Source organism: Nocardioides salsibiostraticola (genome assembly GCF_054783655.1).
In genome coordinates this window covers 1-20,472 of record NZ_BAAGQD010000003.1, presented here as the reverse complement: position 1 = coordinate 20,472, position 20,472 = coordinate 1, and the positions used below count along the sequence as shown (strand labels likewise).

General features: G+C 69.7%; 14 protein-coding genes. 9 read left to right on the top strand and 5 right to left on the bottom strand.

Annotation, left to right across the window (positions count from 1 at the left end; translation table 11 throughout):
- Positions 1-76 precede the first annotated feature (76 nt).
- Together ACYVLV_RS02480 and ACYVLV_RS02475 are read left to right on the top strand one after the other, a co-directional pair.
- Positions 77-706 carry a DUF3000 domain-containing protein gene (locus ACYVLV_RS02480; protein WP_460807435.1) on the top strand — a complete coding sequence of 210 codons (630 nt, stop codon included), beginning with the start codon at positions 77-79 and terminating at the stop codon, positions 704-706.
- Positions 706-2,121, top strand: a complete 1,416-nt coding sequence (locus tag ACYVLV_RS02475) for an HRDC domain-containing protein (RefSeq protein WP_460807434.1) — start codon at positions 706-708, stop codon at positions 2,119-2,121. The genes ACYVLV_RS02480 and ACYVLV_RS02475 overlap by 1 nt, the downstream gene beginning before the upstream one ends.
- Here the strand turns inward: ACYVLV_RS02475 and ACYVLV_RS02470 are convergent.
- The 3 genes from ACYVLV_RS02470 to hrpA all read right to left on the bottom strand — a co-directional run bounded on the left by ACYVLV_RS02470 (position 2,118) and on the right by hrpA (position 8,864).
- A complete protein-coding gene (locus tag ACYVLV_RS02470; RefSeq protein ID WP_460807433.1) occupies positions 2,118-3,710 on the bottom strand; it encodes an ABC transporter substrate-binding protein in 1,593 nt (530 codons plus the stop codon). The two genes, ACYVLV_RS02475 and ACYVLV_RS02470, sit on opposite strands and share 4 nt — an antisense overlap.
- A 292-nt stretch (positions 3,711-4,002) precedes the next feature.
- On the bottom strand, positions 4,003-4,635 hold the full coding sequence (locus tag ACYVLV_RS02465; protein WP_460807431.1) for a hypothetical protein: 633 nt from the start codon (positions 4,633-4,635) through the stop codon (positions 4,003-4,005).
- Between the two features lie 143 nt (positions 4,636-4,778).
- Positions 4,779-8,864, bottom strand: coding sequence for an ATP-dependent RNA helicase HrpA (gene hrpA, locus ACYVLV_RS02460; protein ID WP_460807429.1), 4,086 nt, complete (start codon positions 8,862-8,864; stop codon positions 4,779-4,781).
- 73 nt (positions 8,865-8,937) lie between these two features.
- On the opposite strand from hrpA, the gene ACYVLV_RS02455 reads away from it, so the two are divergent.
- The 5 genes from ACYVLV_RS02455 (at position 8,938) to ACYVLV_RS02435 (ending at position 16,360) form a co-directional block, all read left to right on the top strand.
- Positions 8,938-10,476: an FAD-dependent oxidoreductase gene (locus ACYVLV_RS02455; protein ID WP_460807427.1), complete on the top strand. Its 1,539-nt coding sequence runs from the start codon at positions 8,938-8,940 to the stop codon at positions 10,474-10,476.
- 57 nt (positions 10,477-10,533) lie between these two features.
- Positions 10,534-11,253, top strand: coding sequence for a response regulator transcription factor (locus ACYVLV_RS02450; RefSeq protein WP_460807425.1), 720 nt, complete (start codon positions 10,534-10,536; stop codon positions 11,251-11,253).
- Between the two features lie 13 nt (positions 11,254-11,266).
- Positions 11,267-12,766 (top strand): sensor histidine kinase, encoded by a 1,500-nt coding sequence (locus ACYVLV_RS02445; protein WP_460807424.1) that lies wholly within the window; start codon positions 11,267-11,269, stop codon positions 12,764-12,766.
- A 157-nt stretch (positions 12,767-12,923) separates the two neighbouring features.
- Positions 12,924-14,198, top strand: coding sequence for an ornithine--oxo-acid transaminase (rocD, locus tag ACYVLV_RS02440; RefSeq protein ID WP_460807422.1), 1,275 nt, complete (start codon positions 12,924-12,926; stop codon positions 14,196-14,198).
- An 80-nt stretch (positions 14,199-14,278) separates the two neighbouring features.
- Entirely contained in the window at positions 14,279-16,360 is a 2,082-nt protein-coding gene (locus tag ACYVLV_RS02435; protein ID WP_460807420.1) for an ArnT family glycosyltransferase, read from the top strand.
- Here ACYVLV_RS02435 and ACYVLV_RS02430 read toward each other — a convergent pair.
- Both ACYVLV_RS02430 and ACYVLV_RS02425 read right to left on the bottom strand, forming a co-directional pair.
- The gene (locus ACYVLV_RS02430) at positions 16,353-17,147 is read right to left on the bottom strand and encodes an NUDIX hydrolase (RefSeq protein ID WP_460807418.1); all 795 of its coding nucleotides are present in this window, start codon (positions 17,145-17,147) and stop codon (positions 16,353-16,355) included. The genes ACYVLV_RS02435 and ACYVLV_RS02430 overlap by 8 nt on opposite strands.
- A gap of 59 nt (positions 17,148-17,206) precedes the next feature.
- A complete protein-coding gene (locus tag ACYVLV_RS02425) occupies positions 17,207-17,812 on the bottom strand; it encodes a TetR/AcrR family transcriptional regulator (RefSeq protein ID WP_460807417.1) in 606 nt (201 codons plus the stop codon).
- Between the two features lie 49 nt (positions 17,813-17,861).
- Between ACYVLV_RS02425 and ACYVLV_RS02420 the strand changes: the two genes are divergently transcribed.
- Both ACYVLV_RS02420 and ACYVLV_RS02415 read left to right on the top strand, forming a co-directional pair.
- Complete coding sequence (locus ACYVLV_RS02420; RefSeq protein ID WP_460807416.1) at positions 17,862-19,412, top strand: flavin-containing monooxygenase; 1,551 nt, start codon at positions 17,862-17,864, stop codon at positions 19,410-19,412.
- Entirely contained in the window at positions 19,409-20,254 is an 846-nt protein-coding gene (locus ACYVLV_RS02415) for an SDR family NAD(P)-dependent oxidoreductase (protein ID WP_460807414.1), read from the top strand. The genes ACYVLV_RS02420 and ACYVLV_RS02415 overlap by 4 nt, the downstream gene beginning before the upstream one ends.
- Positions 20,255-20,472: the final 218 nt, after the last annotated feature.

Genomic DNA, 20,472 nt, shown 5'->3' with positions numbered 1-20,472 from the left:
GGCGGGGGGCAGTCAGCGGGCCGGTTCCGGCGTGTTCCGGGATCGGTTGGCGCCGGATCAACCTAGTCTGGGCCCCATGGTTGTCCGTCATGAGTCGCGCGCGGGCACCGCTGCCGCAGCCAATCCGCCTGAGTTCATCGAGGCCGTGGCGACCATGCACGCAGCCCGGCTCCGTCCGGAAATCTTTTGCGAGGAGATGCCGGCGCCTCAGCGGATCGCCCCCTACGCCACCGCGCTGAGCGCCGACGTCACCGTCGACGACTCCGAGGTAGGCACCGGACGGATAATCCTGCTCCACGACCCCTCGGGGAACGACGCCTGGGACGGCACCTTCCGGTGCGTCGCCTACGCCCGCGCCGACCTCGACCTCGACCTGATCACCGACCCGCTCCTCGCCGAGGTCGGTTGGTCCTGGCTCACCGAGGCCCTCAACGCCCACAGCGCCGCGCACGTCGCCATCTCTGGCACCGTGACCCGGGTGGCGACCGACAGTTTCGGCGGCATGTCCGACGAGGCCGGGAGCGCCCAGATCGAGATCCGCGCCTCGTGGACCCCCGTGGCCGCCGAGGGCCAGGCCTTGGACCTCGCGCCGCACGTGGAGGCCTGGGGTGAGGTGCTGTGCACCGCCGCGGGGCTGCCTCCCGTCCCCGAAGGGGTGGCCATCATCGCCGCCCGTCGAGGACAGCGAAGCGGTGTGCCCTCCTGATGAGCGCTGACCCAACCGCTACCCCCGCCGAGCCCACTGAGCCCGCTGAGGCCGCTGAGGCTGTCGACCCCGACACCGGGGTCGAAGAAGAGGCACCCGAGCCCGCAGAACTGCTCCGGCTGGCTGATGGGCTACCCACGATCACCGACACCGAAGACTCCCTGGCGCAGGCATGCGCCGATCTCGCCGCGGGGACCGGTCCGATCGCCATCGACGCGGAGCGGGCCTCGGGTTACCGGTACTCCGGACGCGCCTACCTCATCCAACTGCGTCGGGCCGGAAGCACCACTTGGCTGATCGATCCCATCGCCTTCGACTCCCTGGCTCCGCTGCAGGCCGTGCTCGAGGGCGAGGAATGGATCCTGCACGCGGCCACGCAGGACCTGCCGTGCCTGACCGAGGTGGGCCTGATCCCGAGCGCCTTGTTCGACACCGAGCTGGCCGGTCGCCTGCTCGGCTACCCCCGAGTCGGTCTGGCCACCCTGGTCGAGGAGATCCTGGGCTGGCGGATGAAGAAGGAACACTCCGCCGTCGACTGGTCGACCCGACCCCTGCCCGAACCGTGGCTGGAGTACGCCGCCCTCGACGTCGAGGTGCTCGTGGAGCTCCGTGACCGGTTGGAGGCGCAGCTGGCCGAGTCCGGCAAGCTCGACTGGGCGCTCCAGGAGTTCGATGCGTTGCGTGGCTTCACCCCCGCGGTCCGCGTCGATGCGTGGCGGCGTACCTCCGGGATGCACAAGGTCCGTGGCCGCCGAGGGCTCGGCGCTGTCCGGGCGTTGTGGGAGGCGCGCAACGAGATTGCCATCGAACGAGACGTGACCCCGGGGAAGATCATCCCGGACTCGGCCATCGTCGCGGCGGCGCTGGCCCATCCCCTGACCAAGGCCGATCTGGTCGCGACCAAGGGGTTCCACGGTCGCGGCTCCTCGCGCTACGCGAACACCTGGGTCAACACCCTGATCGCGGTCCACGATGCGGAGGAGGACGAGTTGCCCGACCGCGCCCCCCGCGGCGATGGACCGCCCCCGCCGCGCGCCTGGGCCGACAAGAACCCCGTCGCCGCCGACCGTCTCACTCGAGCCCGGGAGTCGGTCGCAGACCTGTCCGAGACCCACCAGATGCCGGTGGAGAACCTGCTCACTCCCGACTACCTCCGACGAGTCATGTGGACACCCCCCGAGACCCGGGAGCCGGGAGACCTGCTCGACGAGGTCGTGGTGATGTTGCACGGGCTGGGTGCCCGCGGGTGGCAGATCGCTCTGGTCGCGCCGGTCCTGATCGCTGCGATCGTGGAGGCCGATGCTGCCGCCGCGTCGAAGCACGCTGAACAATCGGCCGAAGAGCCCGCCGATGAGCCGGGCGATGAGCCGGTGGAGGCAGCAGTCGCGGACGAATCCGCGGGCCCTGCGTCCTAGCCGTCGTTTTCGTCTCCGCTGGGGTCGGTGCCCTGGTCGGTGGGCTCCGACGGCTCGTCGGGATTCAGCACGGTGCGTGATTCCTCATCGATCTGCACCGTCAGTGGATCCAGATCGCTGAGCACCGGCGTGGTCATCAGCAGCTCGATGGTCGGGTCGACCGCCGCAGCGAGGGCGTTCTCCTGATCCATCAGCGGGCCGGGGCGAACATCGCGCAGCGTGGAGGTGAAGATCTGGCTGTTGGTCGGCATCCGGGTGGAGTCCAGGAAGTCCTCGGACTGCAGCACCTTCAGGTTGGCCGGGACGAGATAGCCCGACGTGGTGACCCGGGCGACCGCCTCATCCGAGACGACGTACACCAGGAAGTCCGCTGCCTGGGCGATGTTGGGCGCCTTCTCCGAGATACACATGGCCGTGACGTCGCCGACCGTGGCGCTGCCCTCGATGGTCGGGATGGGCATCACGTCGAAGTTCAGGTCCTCGGCGCCGCGCAGTTCCGGGGTCAGGGAGCGGAACCCGGGCAACATCCCGAGTTCGCCGTTCTGGAACAGCTCCAGCGGCGTGGTCCCCTGGAGGTCCTCCTCGGTGGGGGTCAGCCCGGGGTCGCGCAGCACCGGCAGGAGCGTGCGCAGGGCCTCACGGGTGCTGTCCTCGGAGAAGGAAAGCGAGGTGGGTTCCTCGTCGTTGTAGACATCGCCCCCTGCCGCGTAGATGAAGGGGGTCAGGCCTGCGAGCGTGGGCTCGACGTATACGCCCTTCGAGCCGCGGCGGGGTCGGCTGGCGAACTCGGCAGCGGCCACGAACTGCTCAAAGGTCCAGCGACGGTACGTCGAGGGACCTACCGGCCCCTCGAGGGGATCGGTGCTCTCCCCGTCGGTGGGGGTGCCGCTGGGGATCTCTGAGGGGTCGGCTGAGGGGTCGGCTGAGGGGTCGGTGGTGGGACCAGGGCTGGCGGTGGAGCTGGCCCCATCGGTGGGCTCGCCGTCCGCCGTCCCCTGGGCCTCCTCGGTGGCCAACTCGTCGACGTCGGGCCCGATCTCGACCGGCTCGTCGGGGGTCGGCGCGTCCAGCCCCAGGGTCGTCATCTTGCCGAAGTCGATGAGGTCGGTGTTGTAGTAGATGACCTCGGGTGAGATGCCGTAGGGCATGCACTGCAGCTCGCCGTTCTCGGAGAACGCCATGAGGGCGTCGCGGGAGTACCCGTCACCGAAGTCGACTCCCCGCTCGTCGAGGAGTTCCAGGACGGGTCGGTTGACCTTGCCGAGGGTCGCCGCGAGCAGGTCCTTGCGGGAGAGCTGGAAGACATCGGGACGCCGTTCGCCAGCGGCCAAAGCCGACTGCATGGCCTGCCGGGTGGGCCAGGACTCGACCGTCACCTCGGTCCCCTGGGAATCGTTGTTGTAGGTCTGCACCAGCGCCTCGTAGGCCGCGATCTCCTCGGGGGGACCGTAGACCCCGAAGGTCAGCTCGGTGAGCTCCGCCGGAGGGGTGGGGACCAGTCCGTCGGTGGGGTCCTCACAGGACCCTGCGGTCAGAGCCAGAGAGGTGAACAACGCACAGAGCACCACGGCCGGTCGGCGACTCAACATGCGTCTCCCAGAGCGAGTTCCCGCGCGGATCGGGGTGGGCACGGGTCGGAACGGGTCATCGTACCGGCCGCTTCCCGTCCGAAGCCGTGCGCACAGGTCACGGAATGGAATCTCTTGGCCCAAAGGGCGGTGGTGGTGCGCCGAACCGGGAGCGCCTCACGGCGCGTGGCCGCTCGTAGCGGCTATATGTGGGACCCGGGGCTGCCGCGGTCCGGCGCACCGTTCTCCACTGTAAGGGATGTGCGGTGAGCACCCCAGCGACCGACGCGGTCGATCCTCGACCGCGGGTGATTCACCCCAGTCGGTCAGCCAGTTCGCGGTGTCCGGCCGCCTCCAGCTGCTCGGCCATGACCAACATCCGGGAGACCCGTTCATCGGACTGGGCGGGCAGGGCCGCCCGCCCGGTGGCCACGACCCGTGCGAACGCGGCGGCCCGGAACAGGACATCGGCGAAGTCACCGACCGCGATGCCGCGCAACACCTCATCCACCATGAGCTTGAGCGTCTCGGGTCCTGGTGGCTCGGCCACCCCGGCCACCACTCGGGCGACCGGGGCCCGACCCAGTCCGGCCTCGAACTGCGCGGCCGCGGCCACCGGTTCGGCGTACACCCAGGAGCGCAGCAGATAGAGCCGCCACAGGCAGCCGGCGAGCGAATCGGCCGGCGACCCCGACCAGACCTCGGCGATCGTCTCGATTCCCTCGGTCTCGGCCAGGTGCAGGAGCCGACCCGCCACGTCCTGGTCGTCGCTGCCCTTGGCACCACGGATCAACAGGACGGCAGCGCGCTCCGCAGCCTCGGTCACCAGGGCGGGGTCCTCGCCTCCGACGTACTCGTCGAAGAAGGATCCCACTCGGGGCTGAGGCCGATGGTGGGCCCGCGCCTTGCCGCTCCCTTCACCCTCACCCGACACCGCTTGAGACATGCCCTCGACCCTACGTCCCCCTCCCCCACGAAGTTCGCGAGATGGGGACACGAAGTTCGTCAGTTGGGGACACGAAGTTCGCGAGATGGGGTTCTCGTCCCCATCTCGCGAACCTCGCGTCCCCATTTGGCGAACTTCGTGAGTCAGGTGAGGCGAGCCAGGGCCTTGCGGATGCGCTGGTCACTGACCGTGCCGGCGGTGCCGAGGTGTTGGGCCCACAGGGAGATGCGGTACTCCTCGAGCATCCAGCCGACCTCCCGCAGGGCCGCGCCCGCGGGCCGACCTTCCGGCAGGGCGTCGAGGTGATGCAGATAGGACTCCTGGAGCTCGGTGATGCGTTCCATCAGTTGCCGGTCTTTCACGACCCCTCCGGGTTCGCTGAGGTTGCGGCGACGCTGGCTCAGGGCGGCGAGGTACGTCGGGTAGCGGCGCAGGCGGGCCGCCCCGGCGTCGGCGACGAACCCCGGCGCGGCCAGGCGGCCGAGCTGGTTCTTCAGATCCGTCAGGGCCGGCAGCATGGCCATGTCGGCTCGACCGCTGAGCTCCCGGTCGGCCTCGCGCCACGCATCGAGCACCCGGGCGAGCTCCCCCACCAAGGCAACGAGCGCCGTCGGCTGGTCGGCAGCGGTCTTCAGCGCAGCGAAGGCCCTTTCGTCCCGGACCGCTGGCGCGGCGTCCACCGCCTCACCCAGCACCGCCAACCAGGCGTCGCGGATCAACGCATCGACCGAGGGGTAGGGCGACCCCGCGAGCCCCAGCTTGTCCCGGTTGTTCAACCCCTCGAGGACCCCCGCGATCGGTGAGCGCAGACCCAGCACAAGCAGGCGGCGTACGCCGAGCCGGTGCCTCGCGTCCCGTTCATCGGCGGAACCGAAAACGCGCAGCCCGACGCTGGATCCCTCGTCGACCAGCCCGGGGTGCCCCTGCACGTCGTGACCGGCACGCACCTCCCGGAACGACTCCTCGACCGTGCCGAAGACCCATGTCGTCTCGCCGGTGCGGGTCAGTCCGCTGTCCGCCGCCACCGCCTCGATCGCTTGGGTGAACTGCGGCCGCAGCGGCGCCTTGAGCGCCTCGAGATCCTTGCCGCGCGCCTGCTCGACCCCGTCCCCGTCGACCACCCGGTACGTCGGCCGCAGGTGCGCCTCGATCCGGCTCCAGTCCCACGCCTCACGGGGCACCACGACCCCGGTCGTCGCCCGCAGATGCCGTTCGAGGGCGTCGAGCAGCGGCTCCTCCCCCGGCGGCACGGCGGCGAGGAACTCCCGCGCCCGGTTCGGAGCCGGCACGAAGTTCACCCGCAGGTTCTTCGGCAGGCTCCGGATCAGCGAGGTCACCAACTCCTCGCGAAGCCCCGGCACGTTCCACGAGAAGTCATCGGCCGCGACCCGGTTCAGGGTCGCCACCGGCACGTCGATGGTGAGGCCGTCGTCCTCCGCGCCCGGCTCGAAGTGGTAGCTGATCGCGAAGGCCAGCGCCTCCCCGACGCTGCCGCCCACGCTCCCACCCTGATTCCAGGTCTGCGGGTAGTCATCGGCCGCGACCTCCCCGACGGTGTCGTTGGTGAGCATCGCGGGGTCGAAGGTCAAGAAGTCGGGGTCGGTACGCCGCTGCGCCTTCCACCACTGATCGAAATGCGCCCCGCTGACCACCTCCGCGCCGACCCGGGCGTCGTAGAACTCGAAGAGTGTGTGTTCGTCCACCACGATGTCGCGGCGCCGGGCGCGGTGCTCTAGCTCGGTCACCTCCTCGAGCAGCTCCCGGTTGGTGGCCAGGAAGGCGTGGCGGCTGTGCCATTCGCCGTAGATCAGCGCGTGCCGGATGAACAGCTCGCGACTCAACTCCCGGTCGACCTTGCCGTAGGTGACCTGACGGTCGGCCACCAGTGGTACGCCGTACAGCGTCACCTTCTCGTGGGCCAGGACCGCCGCCCGCTTCTTGGACCAGTGCGGTTCGGAGTAGCTCCGTTTGGCCAGATCGCCGGCCAGTCGCTCGGCCCACTCGGGTTGGATCGCGGCATTCTGCCGGGCCCACAACCGGGAGGTCTCCACGAGCTCACCGGCCATCAACAGCTGCGGGTTCTTCCGCGCCAACCCCGATCCGGGGAAGATCGCGAAGCGGGTGCCGCGGGCGCCGAGGTACTCGCGCGGGCCGCGGGGGCGGTCCTTCTTCGCCGCGCCCGGGGCCGCGTCCGGGCGCTCCTGCAGGAGCCCGATGTGGGAGAGCAACCCCGACAGCAACGCCTGGTGGATGCCGTCGGCGTCGTAGGCCACGCTCTGTTCTTCGGCCTGCGCGGCAGCCGCGGCCGCGTCGCCGGCCTGGGTCGCGCGACCCCCACGCTGGCGTCCCTGCCTGGCACCCTTGGCACCCTGGCCACTCTTTCCACCCTGGCCACTCTTTCCACCCTGGCCACTCTTTCCACCCGGGCCGCGCGACGCGCTGCTGGTCGATCCGGTGGCCACCACCGGACTCACGCGGGTGTCGAACCCGATCTCCTTGCACACCTGCCGCAGCTGGGACTCGAAGTCCTGCCACTCCCGCACGCGCAGGTAGTTGAGGTACTCCCTCTTGCACATCCGCCGGAACGCGCTGCTGGACAGTTCCTTCTGCTGTTCCTTGACGTAGCGCCACAGGTTCAACCAGGTCAGGAAGTCCGACCCCTCGGCGGTGAACCGGGCGTGCTGCTGGTCGGCCTGGGTGCGCTGCTCGGCGGGCCGCTCCCGGGGGTCCTGCAGCGACAGCGCCGCCACGATGACCAGTACGTCGCGCAGGCAACCGAGGCGTTCGGCCTCCAGGATCATCCGACCCAGGCGGGGGTCGATCGGCAGTCGAGCCAGGCGGCGACCGATCTCGGTGAGCCGGGGACCGTCTCCCCCACGTCCGCGACCGCGGCGCTTCCGGTTGGAGGCGGCCGCCTCCTCACCGACCCGCAGCGCACCGAGCTCCTCCAGCAGTTGCACCCCGGCGGTGACGTTGCGCTTGTCCGGGGGTTCCACGAACGGGAACCGGCCGACCTCACCCAGCCCCAGCGAGGTCATCTGCAGGATCACCGAGGCCAGGTTGGTGCGGATGATCTCGGGGTCGGTGAACTCCGGTCGCCCCTCGAAGTCCTCCTCGGAGTAGAGCCGGATCGCGATGCCGGCCTGGACGCGCCCGCACCGGCCCGACCGCTGGTTGGCCGAGGCCTGGCTGATCGCCTCGATCGGCAGGCGTTGCACCTTGGTCCGCACCGAGTAGCGCGAGATCCGAGCGACACCGGTGTCCACGACGTACCGGATACCCGGCACGGTCAGTGAGGTCTCCGCGACGTTGGTGGCGAGCACGACCCGGCGGGTCATCGACCCGTTCGGGGGTGAGAAGACGCGGTGCTGTTCGGCGGCGGAGAGCCGTGAGTAGAGGGGCACGACCTCGAGCCGACCGCGGCCGTCCCCCTTGTCCAACTCGTCGGCGGTGTCGCGGATCTCCCGCTCGCCGGGCAGGAAGACCAGGATGTCGCCGGGCCCCTCGCGGGAGAGTTCTCTGACCGCCTCGGCGATCGCCTCGGTCTGGTCGCGGACGATCGGCTCGCCCTCCTCGTCCGCCTCGGACAACTGCATGAGGGGGCGGTAACGGACCTCGACGGGATAGGTCCGCCCGGACACCTCGATGATCGGCGCAGGGGTGCCGTCGGGCTCGCTGAAGTGGGCTGCGAACCGTTCGGGGTCGATGGTGGCGGAGGTGATGATCAGCTTCAGGTCGGGTCGCCTCGGGAGCAGGCGCCGCAGGTAGCCGAGCAGGAAGTCGATGTTGAGGCTGCGTTCGTGGGCCTCGTCGATGATGATCGTGTCGTACTTCTTCAGCTCCCGGTCGCGTTGCAACTCCGCGAGCAGGATGCCGTCAGTCATCAGCTTGACTCGGCTGGCCTTCGAGGTCCGGTCGGTGAAACGGACCTGGTAGCCGACCAGGTCCCCGAGCTCGGTGCCGAGTTCGGAGGCGATCCGCTCGGCGACCGATCGGGCCGCGATCCGACGGGGTTGGGTGTGCCCGATCAGACCCTTCTGCCCGCGCCCCAGCTCGAGGCAGATCTTGGGCAGCTGGGTGGTCTTCCCCGACCCGGTCTCACCGGCCACGATCACGACCTGGTGGTCGCGGATCGCCTCCGCGATGTCCTCGCGACGTTGGCTGACCGGCAGCTCGGCGGGATAGGTGATCTCACCCATCGGGAGCGCGGCAGGTGGTGGACCCGACATGATGCGCTCATTGTGCCCGTCGGGGGTCACTCCCACCGAACCGCATCCTTGCCCGAACCGTCGAGAGGCCCGCATGTCCCCCAAGGCAACAACCACCGGTGAGTACGACGTGATCGTGGTCGGGTCGGGCGGCGGCGCCCTGACCGCCGCGGTGCTGGCCGTCAAGGCGGGACTGCGCACGGTCGTGGTCGAGCGGACCGGCTTCCTGGGCGGAACCTCGGCGTACTCCGGCGGTGCGTGCTGGCTTCCCGGCTCGGCGGTCCAGGAACGGGCGGGCATCGGCGACTCCACGCAGTCGGCGCGGACCTACCTGGGCGCGATCCTTGAGTCGTCCGGCCCCGAGCACGCCGCCAAGGTCGAGGCGTTCCTGACCCACGCCCCCGAACTGGTCGCCGAACTCGAGACCGACCCGGACCTGGAGTTCGAGTGGTTGCCGTTCCCGGAGTACTACGACGCCCCAGGACGGGTCGCCTCGGGCCGGTCGATCCAGCCGGTGTCGATCAAACGGGCCGAACTGCCCGAGGAGGTCGCGGTCCTGGTGCGCCCGCCCGTCGAACGCGACCGGGTCGGCGGCCCGGGACGGTCGACCCTCACCGGGGGGCAGGCCCTGATCGCCCGCCTGGCGGCGGTGTTCGTGCGTGAGGGCGGCGAGATCCGCACCGGCACCCGGATGACCGGGCTCGCCATCGAGGGCGACGCCGTCGTCGGAATCAGCGGCGACAGCGGCGACAGCGGCTTCGAACTGCGGGCGACCCGCGGCGTGATCATCGCGGCCGGCGGCTACGAGGGCGACGCGACTCTGCGCACCGCTCACGGCATGGCCGGGGACGTGGCCTGGTCGATGGCCCCCCGCGGGACGAATGCCGGTGAGCCCATGCAGGCCGCGATCGACATCGGTGCGGCAGCCGACTTCTCCGCCGGTGGTTGGTTCTGCCCGGGCCTGGAACAGCCCGACGGCGCCGGTTCGTTCACGCTCGGCTTCCGCAGCGGCCTGATCGTGGACTCCTCGGGCCACCGCTACGCCAACGAGTCGCTGCCCTATGACCGGTTCGGCCGGGAGATGGCGAAGGCCGAGAACCGGATCCCGTCGTGGTTCGTCTTCGACTCCGCCGAGGGCGGACGGCTCCCTGCGATCGCCATCCCCGAAGGTGACCCGGCCGAGCACCTGGCTGCCGGGACCTGGGTGCAGGCGGACTCGATCGCCGATCTGGCCGGGGCGATCGGCGTACCGCCCGAGGCGTTGGGGTCCAGCGTGGCTCGGTTCAACGGGTTTTGCGAGTCCGGGGTCGACGAGGACTTCGGCCGCGGCGCCGACGAGTACGACACCTTCTTCACCGGCGGCGCCGGCCCGAACCGCGCACTCACGGGGGTCACCCAGGGTCCGTTCTACGCCGCTCGGTTCGTGCTGTCCGATCTCGGCAGCAAGGGCGGCCTGGTCACCGACGCGGCCGGGCGCGTTCTGGCCCAGGCGGGTACGCCGATCCCGCGGCTCTACGCGACCAGCAACTCCACCGCCTCACTCTTCGGCCAGGTCTACCCCGGCCCGGGGGCACCGCTGGGTTCTGCAATGGTCTTCGGGTCGCTGGCGGTACGGGACATCCTGGCTGGTTGACCGACGACGCCGCACACTCACAGCAAACCCACAGCGTCATCGGTCACCATGGTCCTTGTGACCACCAGTGAACTGACCAGGATCGACGGCACCCCTCTCCGTGTGCTCGTCGTCGACGACGAAGTGAACATCGCCGAACTCATCTCCATGGCGCTGCGCTACGAGGGGTGGGACGTCAAAGCCGCCCACACCGGCACCGCGGCCGTCGCCGCGGCCCTCGACGTACGCCCCGACGCGGTCGTGCTCGACATGATGCTGCCGGACTTCAACGGCCTGGAGGTCCTGCGTCGGATGCGGACGACGGACCCCGACGTACCCGTTCTCTTCCTGACCGCCAAGGACTCTGTCGAGGACCGGGTGGCCGGGCTGACCGCCGGTGGCGACGACTACGTGACCAAGCCCTTCTCGTTGGAGGAGGTCGTGGCCCGTCTGCGCGCCCTGATGCGGCGTTCGGGCGCTCAGTCCGCGGTGGCGTCGTCGGTGTTGACCGTCGGCGACCTCAGCCTGGACGAGGACAGCCACGAGGTGATGCGGGCCGGCGACGAGATCAAGCTGACGGCCACCGAGTTCGAGCTGATGCGGTACCTGATGCGCAACCCCAAGCGGGTGCTGAGCAAGGCCCAGATCCTCGACCGGGTCTGGGACTACGACTTCGGCGGGCAGGCCAACGTCGTGGAGCTCTACATCTCCTACCTGCGCAAGAAGGTGGACGCCGGCCGTGAGCCGATGATCCACACCATGCGAGGAGCGGGCTACGTCTTGAAACCGGCCCCCTGATGGGCGCCCCCTGATGCGCCCGCTGCGGGCGCTGCGATCGAGGTTCGCCTCGCTCACCTCCCGTCTCGTGATCACCGCGGTCGCGCTGGTCGCTCTGGTCTCGATCCTGCTCGGCACGGTCACCGCCCTCGCCATGCAGTCCTACCTGACCACCCAGCTGGACACCGAGGTCAGCAAGTCCTTGGAGCGGGCCGAGCTGGCGCCGTCGCTGCGCCCCACGGCGCAGGCCAACGGCCTCCTCGGAGATCGTCCCGGACGAGACGGTGCCCCGCCGGACGTCCGCGGTCAGGGCGTCGGGACGCTGACCGCCTTCTTCCTCGCTGAGGATCAGGCCGGGTTCGGCGACATCATCGTCGACGGTGAGAACGGCCGGACCGACCGACGTGTCCTGGACGCCGAGGCGTTGGCGGTCCTGGACGAACTTCCGACCGATGGGGAGGTGCGCGCGGTGAGCATCCCGGGGGCGGGGGCCTACCGGGTCGCCGCGAGCAAGGACGGGGCCACCGAGAAGGTCGTCACCGGTCTCCCCGTGGGCGGCGTGGACGACGCAGTTGATTCGCTGATCGTGGTCGAGGTCCTGCTGGGCGCGTTCGGCGTGCTGCTCGCAGGCGGCATCGGGTCGGTCGTCGTACGCCGCCAACTCCGGCCGCTGCGCGAGGTCGCCCGGACCGCCCACAACGTCGCATCGATGCCGCTGGCCTCGGGCGAGGTGGCCCTCAGCGAGCGGGTCCCCGGACACCTCACCGACGAGCGCACCGAGGTCGGCCAGGTCGGGTCGGCCCTCAACAACCTGTTGGCGCACGTGGAGACCTCCTTGTCCGCCCGGCATCGCAGCGAACAGCAGGTCCGCCAGTTCGTGGCCGACGCCTCCCACGAACTGCGCACGCCGCTGACCACCATCGCCGGGTACACCGAGTTGGCGCGACGACGACCCGACGACACCGAGACCGCCCGGACCGCGTTGGCCAAGGTCGAGGAGGAGTCCGGTCGGATGACGGCCCTGGTCGAGGACCTGTTGCTGCTGGCCCGCCTCGACGCGGGACGGCCGCTCGCATCGGCGCCGGTGGATCTGACCCGCTTGTTGCTGGAGGCCGTCGAGGACGCGCGCGTGGTCGCCCCCGAGCACCGATGGGCCCTGGAGTTGGGCGAGGAACCGGTCGAGGTGACCGGCGACGAGCAACGCCTGCACCAGGTGGTGACCAATCTGCTGACCAACGCCCGGAAGTACACCCCTCCCGGCACCCAGATCCGGGTCGGCGTACGCCCCGATGGTTTCTCGGTCCACGACAACGGCCCCGGGTTCCCGGCCGAGTTGCTCGACGGCGAGGGAGGCTCGCCCCCAGCGTTCGAGCGCTTCGCCCGCGGCGACTTCTCGCGCAACCGGGCAGGCGGCGTGGGCCTGGGCCTCTCGCTGGTCCAGGCGATCGTGTCCGCCCACCGCGGCACGGTCACCCTCACCAGCCGCCCCGGTGACACCACCATCTCCGTCACCCTCCCCACGAAGTTCGCCTGATGGGGACACGAAGTTCGTCGAATGGCCCTCCGAAGTACGTCGAATGGCCCTGCGAGCACCGCAGCACCGATCTCGCGGGGCCATTTGGCGAACTTCGTGGTGAGTTGGCGGAGCGCTGATTGTCTGACAACGTGGGGAGGGTTCGTACAGTGACCCCATGCTAGGAAGAGACGACGCCATGACGCTGACCACCGACCCCACCAGCAACCGGTCTGGCGCGGGCCAGTCCGCGGGCAACGCGGCCGAGTTCCGCAGGGCCGAGGAACGTACGGCGCACAACTACCACCCGTTGCCCGTGGTGGTCGCCCACGCCGAGGGTGCGTGGATGACCAACGTCGACGGCAGCCGCTACCTCGACCTGCTGGCCGGCTACTCCGCGCTGAACTTCGGGCACTCCCACCCGACCCTGGTCGCCACCGCCCACGAACAACTCGACAAGGTCACCCTGACCAGCCGCGCGTTCGTCCACGACCAGTTCGCCGACTTCTGCACCAAGCTCGGCGACCTGTGCGGCAAGGAGCTCGTGCTGCCGATGAACACCGGCGCCGAGGCCGTCGAGACCGCGATCAAGGTCGCCCGCAAGTGGGGCTACGAGGTCAAGGGCGTCGCCCCCGACCGGGCCAAGATCATCGTCGCCGCCGGCAACTTCCACGGCCGCACCACCACCATCGTCGGCTTCTCCGACGACCCCGACGCACGCAACAACTTCGGCCCCTTCGCCCCGGGCTTCACCACCGTCTCCTACGGCAACCTCGACTCGCTCGAAGCAGCCATCGACGAGAACACCGTGGCGGTGCTGATCGAGCCGATCCAGGGTGAGAGCGGCGTCGTGATCCCTCCCGCGGGCTACCTCCAGGGGGTACGCGACCTCTGCACCAAGCACAACGTGCTCTTCGCCGCCGACGAGATCCAGGCCGGCCTCGGGCGCACCGGACGCACCTTCGCCTGCGACCACGAGGACGTCGTCCCCGACATCTACATCCTCGGCAAGGCCCTCGGCGGCGGCATCGTCCCCGTGTCCGCGATCGCCGCGAACCGCGACGTCCTCGGCGTCCTCAAGCCCGGCCAGCACGGTTCGACCTTCGGCGGCAACCCGCTGGCCTGTGCGGTCGGGTCGGCTGTCGTGGACATGTTGGCCACCGGCGACTTCCAGCGACGCGCCGCCGACATGTCCCAGCTCCTCCAGGACCGCCTCGAAGCGATGATCGGCCACGGCGTCGTCGGGGTCCGGGTGCGCGGCCTGTGGGCAGGCGTCGACATCGACCCGCTGATCGGCACCGGCCGCGAGGTCTGCGAGAAGTTGATGGCGCGCGGCGTCCTGGCCAAGGACACCCACGGCTCGACCATCCGGCTCGCCCCGCCGATCGTGATCTCCGAGGAGGACCTGATCTGGGGTCTGGACCAGCTCGCCGCCGTCGTCGCCGGCGAGTGATCCGCACCCTGGTCAGTACTCACAGAAGGACCACAGCACCACCAGGGCTCCGGCCCAGTTGAGCCGGTGATCGTGATGGCATGACCACCACGACACCGGCTCTCGGCCGCTCCCGCAGCATCACCGGCCTGCTCGCCCGCGCCCGGTCGTTGGCCCTCAGCACCACCTGGGAGCAACAGGCGTACGCCGGGCTGCTGTTCGCCACGGCCCTGCTCTACCTCGTCGGGCTCTCCGAGTCCGGCTACGCCAACTCCTTCTACGCCGCCGCCGCGCAGGCGGGCAGCGAGTCGTGGTCGGCGTTCTTCTTCGGCGCCTCGGACGCCGCCGGCTCGATCACCGTCGACAAGACGCCGTTGTCGCTGTGGCCGGCGGCCCTGGCCATCCAGGTCTTCGGGCTCTCCTCCTGGGCGATCCTGGTCCCGCAGGCCCTGATGGGCGTCGCCTCGGTCGCCCTGCTGCACGCGACGGTACGACGCTCCACCGGCTCCCACGTCGCTGGACTCATCGCCGGCGCGACCCTGGCGCTGACCCCCGTGGCGGTGCTGATGTTCCGTTTCAACAATCCCGACGCGATGCTGACCCTGTTCCTGATCGGTGCTGCCGCGGCGACCCTGCGAGCGCTCGAGGCGACGACCGAAACCAACACACGATGGGCTGGCCGACCCGCTCGGTGGCTGGCTCTGGGTGGGGCGCTGGTGGGTCTGGCCTTCCTGGCCAAGATGTTGCAGGCGTTCCTGGTGCTGCCTGCGCTGGCCCTGCCCTACTTGATCTTCGCCGCCGTCCCGGTTGGTCGACGCCTGGGGCACCTGCTCGTCGCCTTCGGCTCCATGATCGTGGCCGGTGGTTGGTACGTCGCGATCGTCGAGCTCTGGCCCGGTGACCGTCCCTACATCGGCGGCTCGCAGAACGACTCGATCCTCGAACTGACCCTCGGCTACAACGGGCTGGGGCGACTCACCGGCGACGAGGTCGGCTCGGTCGGTGGCGGCAACGGCTGGGGAGAGACCGGCATCCTGCGGCTCTTCGGCACCGACAACGCCGGCAACATCGCTTGGCTCATCCCCGCGGCTCTCGTCCTCGGCGGCGTCGCCCTGGCCCTGACCAGACGCGATCGCTCGGTCCCCGCAGCCCTGACGCTCTGGTCGACCTGGTTGATCACCACCACCCTGGTGTTCAGTTTCATGAGCGGGATCTACCACGCCTACTACACCGTCGCCCTAGCCCCGGCCATCGCCGCGCTGGTCGGCATCGGCGGGCACACCCTGTGGGTCCGGCGTACCTCACTGGTCGCCTCGGGCACCCTCGCCCTCGCGATGGCCGCCACCAGCGTGACGGCGTTCGTGCTCCTGTCCCGGACCGAGGGCTGGCTCCCCTGGCTGCGGTACGCCGTGCTGGTCGTCGGCCTCCTCGCCGCGGTACTGCTCGCGGGAGTCTCACGCCTTCCGGCCCGGGCAGCCACGGTCGTGGCGGCAGTGGCGGTGGTCACCGCACTGAGCGCGCCGGCGGCGTACTCCCTCCAGACGGCGGCGACGCCGCACACCGGGTCGATCCCCACCTCCGGTCCGGAACTCGCCGGAGGAGTGGGCGGTCCCGGTGCCGGACTTCGCGGAGGCGGCGCCGGTCCCGGCGCAGGTCCCGGGCCCGGTGGAGCAGGCGGGCCCGGCGCGGGCACCACCGGTCAGGGCACCACGGACGGAGCACCCACGGACGGGGGACGCCCCGGTGGCACCGCCGCCGGGTCGGCCGGTGGCCTGATCAACGGCAGCACGTCCAGCGCCGAGATGACCGCCCTCTTACTGACCGACGCCGACGACTACACCTGGGTCGCGGCCGCCGTGGGCTCCCAGTCGGCCTCGGGCTATCAGTTGGCGACCGAACGATCGGTTATGCCGATCGGTGGATTCAACGGCAGCGACCCGAGCCCCACGCTGTCCGAGTTCCAGCAGTTGGTCGCCGACGGCGAGATCCACTTCTTCATCGCTGGCGGCGGTGGCCAGGGCGGCGGTCGTGGCGGCGGTCAAGGAGGTGGCGGTCAAGGAGGTGGCGGTCAAGGAGGTGGACAGGGCGACACATCAGGCAGTTCGACCGAGATCTCGACTTGGGTCGCCGAGACCTTCGCCTCGACCACCGTCGACGGGGTCACGGTCTACGACTTCAGCTGAGGCCACCCTCCGGGGACACGCCCTGCGAGGACACGCCCTGCGAGGACGGGCTCTCGGAGGACGGGCTCTCGGAGGACAGTGCGGCGCGCACGATCGGGTTGTCCAAGGCAGCGGTGCCTGACTTCAACGCTCGGAACAACTGCGCGGGACGGCCGCGTCCGTGGCCGCGCAGAGCACCCTCGACGGGAGCGACGAAGTCACCGCCGTTGCTGCGGAGCTTGCGCTGGAAGTTGCCCGGGTCCAGGGCGACGCCCCACACCGACTCGTAGACCGCGCGCAGTTCGGCCAGCGTGAATCGCTCCGGGAGGAAGGCCGCGGCGATCGCGGTGTACTCCAGCTTCGACCGCAGCCTGGCCACGGCGTCGTCGAGGATCCGCCGGTGGTCGAAGGCCATCGACCCGACCTCCGCCACCGCCCGCCACGACGCGGTGGCGGCGTCGCTACCGGCGTGGGGCGTGGCCGGATGGGCGAGCACGGCGAGGTGCGCCACGCTGACCACCCGTCCCCGGGGGTCGCGTCCCGGAGCGCCGTACGACGCCAACTGCTCCAGCGTGACGTCCTCGACCCCGGTCTCCTCGGCCAATTCGCGCAGAGCGGCGGTGGTCAGGTCCTCCTCGGGCCCGACGAAGCCGCCCGGGAGAGCCACCCGCCCCGTCTCGGTCCCCTCGCTGCCGTCAGGAGCGGGCCCGCGTTCGACCACCAGGACCTGGAGCACAGAGTCGATCAGGGTGAAGGCAGCAACGTCGACGGCGACATAGAAGACCGGGTAGTCGCTGCGGTACGTCACCGCCGCCACATTACTTGTCGCCATGACACATAGCCACACACCGACGGGTCACCCGGGCACTACTTGGGCACGACGGCCTCCACCAATGCCGGCAGCGAGACCGCCAGCATGATGTCCAAGTCCGTACGGGAGACCCCGGTCGGGTCGGCCGCCCAGGACAGCACCGTCTCCTCCACCATGGCTGCCCAACCCCGGACGACAAGTCGCACCATCGGGGTGTCGGGGAAATCGTGGCTGCCACCGACGGCGTCCTCGAGGAAGATCCGGTCGGTCAGCACCGACCGCGCCTCGTCGTAGATCTCACGCAGGGTCTCGTTGCCGCCAGCAGCCCCGCGCACCAGGGAGATGTAGCCGCGGTAGTTGGTGATCACGTAGTCGGCGTAAGCGCTCATCGAGGCGAGCAGCCGCTCGGCCGGCGACCCCTCGACCGGCGGGGCGGTCTGGGCGACGAGGTCGTCGACCGCGCGGCGTACGACGGCCTCGTGGAAGGCGTGCTTGTTGCCGAAGTAGTGGTAGAGCAGGCCCCGGGAGATGCCGGCCTCCTGGGCCAGCACGTCGATCGAGAGCTCGTCGAGGGAGCGGTCGGCGAGCAGGCGCACCCCCAGATCCAGCAACTGGGAGCGGCGTTCGTCGGGGGACAGGCGGAGTCGTGCGGCGGTCGTCACACCGGTCATTCTATTGACATACATTCAATAACGCCAATAGCCTGCGGCCATGAATCTTCACCAGGTCGACACCCTCATCGTCGGCGCAGGCTTCGCCGGCCTGTGCGCCGCCATCAAGCTCGACGAGGACGGCGAGCGCGACTTCGTCGTGGTCGAGAAGGGCTCCGACGTCGGCGGCACCTGGCGCGACAACACCTACCCCGGTGCCGCGTGCGACGTCCCCAGCCAGCTCTACTCCTACTCCTTCGCCCCGAACCCCGACTGGTCGATGTCCTTCTCCCCCCAGCCGGAGATCCAGGCCTATATCCGCAAGACGGCCGAAGGCTCCGGGACCCTGGACCGGTTCGTCTTCAACACCTCGGTCGACGCCATGCGGTGGGATGAGCGGGCCCAGCACTGGTTGGTCAGCACCACGGGACCCGACGGACCCGGCGAGTACGCCGCCCGCACCGTGATCAGCGCCGCCGGTGGCCTCTCGGCCCCGAAGATGCCCGAGATCGACGGCATCGACGACTTCGCCGGCGAGATCTTCCACTCCGCCGAGTGGGACCACGACGCCGATCTGGCGGGCAAGCGGGTCGCCGTCATCGGCACCGGTGCCTCGTCGATCCAGATCGTGCCCGTCATCGCGAAGACCGTCGCGCACCTCGACGTCTACCAGCGCACCGCGCCGTACGTCATCCCCCGTAACGACCGCACCTACTCGAAGGTCGAGAAGGCCGCGCTGCGCCACGTGCCCGGCCTGCAGTCGGCGTACCGCACCGGCATCTACTGGGCCCGAGAGGGCTACGTCCCGGGCTTCACCCTGGCCCCGAAGCTCGCGATGCCGGCCCAGAAGATGGGGCTGGCCAACATCAGGAAGGGCATCTCGGACCCCGTCCTGCGCAAGAAGGTCACCCCGACCTACCAGATCGGCTGCAAGCGGATCCTGATCTCCAACACCTACTACCCCACCCTGGCCCAGGACCACGTCGACGTCGTGACCGACCCGATCGCGAAGGTCACCCCGACCGGGATCGTCACCGCAGACGGCACCGTGCGCGAGATCGACGTGCTCATCGTGGCCACCGGGTTCTTCACCACCGAACTGCCGATCACCGAGGCCATCACCGGCCGCAGCGGACAGACCCTGGCCGCCCGCTGGTCCCGCACCGGGATGTCGGCCTACAAGGGCACCGCGGTCTCGGACTTCCCGAACCTGTTCTTCATCGTCGGCCCCAACACCGGCCTGGGCCACTCGAGCATGGTGTTCATGATCGAGTCGCAGGTGACCTACATCCGCAAGGCGATCAGGGCGATGCGCACCCACGGCTACGGCACCGTCGAGGTCGACGAGTCCGCGGAGAAGCAGTGGAGCAGCGAGATCCAGCGACGGATGAAGCGCACGGTGTGGAGCACCGGTGGATGTGCGTCGTGGTACCTCGACGCCCACGGCAACAACACCACCCTCTGGCCGCGCACCACCTTCGCCTTCCGCGGCGAGACCGCCGACTTCGATGTCGCGGCGTACACCGTGCAGGCCCGCACGGCCAGCGCTGCCCACACAACCAGCAGCACCACGTCCGATTCCGCCCAGACCCCCCAGGAGACCCTCGCATGAAGACCCTCGACAACAAGGTCGTCGTGATCACCGGCGCCGGTTCCGGCATCGGTCGCGCCCTCGCCCTCAACTGCGCCAAGCGCGGCTCGTTGCTGGCCCTCTCCGACGTCGACGACGCCGGCCTGGCTGACACCGTGAAGCTCGTCGAAGCCGCCTCCCCGGGGCGCGAGATCCACACCGCTCACCTGGACGTGGCCGACCGCGCCGCGTTCACGTCGTACGCCGCCGCGGTGGCCGAGCACTTCGGTCGCGTCAACGTGATCATCAACAACGCCGGCGTCGCCCTGTCCGGGGACCTCACCGACCTCGACTACGCCGACATGGACTGGATCACCGGCATCAACTTCTGGGGTGTCGTGCACGGCACCAAGGAGTTCCTGCCGCACCTGATCGCCTCCGGCGACGGCCACGTGGTCAACCTGTCCTCGCTGTTCGGCCTGATCTCGATGCCGGGCCAGTCGATGTACAACGCCGCGAAGTACGCCGTGCGCGGGATGACCGAGGCGCTGCGCGAGGAGATGCTCATCGCACGGCACCCGGTCGGTGTCACCTGCGTCCACCCCGGTGGCATCAAGACCGCCATCGCCCGCAATGCTCGCGTCTCCGACGGCGAGGACAAGGACGCCACCGCGAAACTCTTCGACGAGAAGCTCGCGAAGATGACCCCCGACCGGGCCGCCGAGATCATCGTCAAGGGCATCCTCGGCAACAAGGCGCGGGTCCTGGTCGGACTCGACGCCCACGCCCTGCACACGATCGCCAAGCTGACCGGGTCGCGCTACCAGGACCTCGTCGCCATGGGCTCGAAGAAGATTCTGCCCCCGAAGGTCAAGGCCGTCTGAGGTCCACTCCGCTGGTTGAGGTGCGAGGAGCGCCAGCGACGAGCCTCGAAACCAAGGAACCACCCACGCGAACCTCCCCGAGGTCGCTCACCAGGTTTCGAGGCTCAGGCCCTGGGCGGGTTCAGGCGGTGAACGCAACACCTTGATCTGATCGAGGTGATTGACGTGGGCCGTCCTCCGGTGCGCGTTGAGGTTCAGCGAGTGTTCTGGCAGCACGT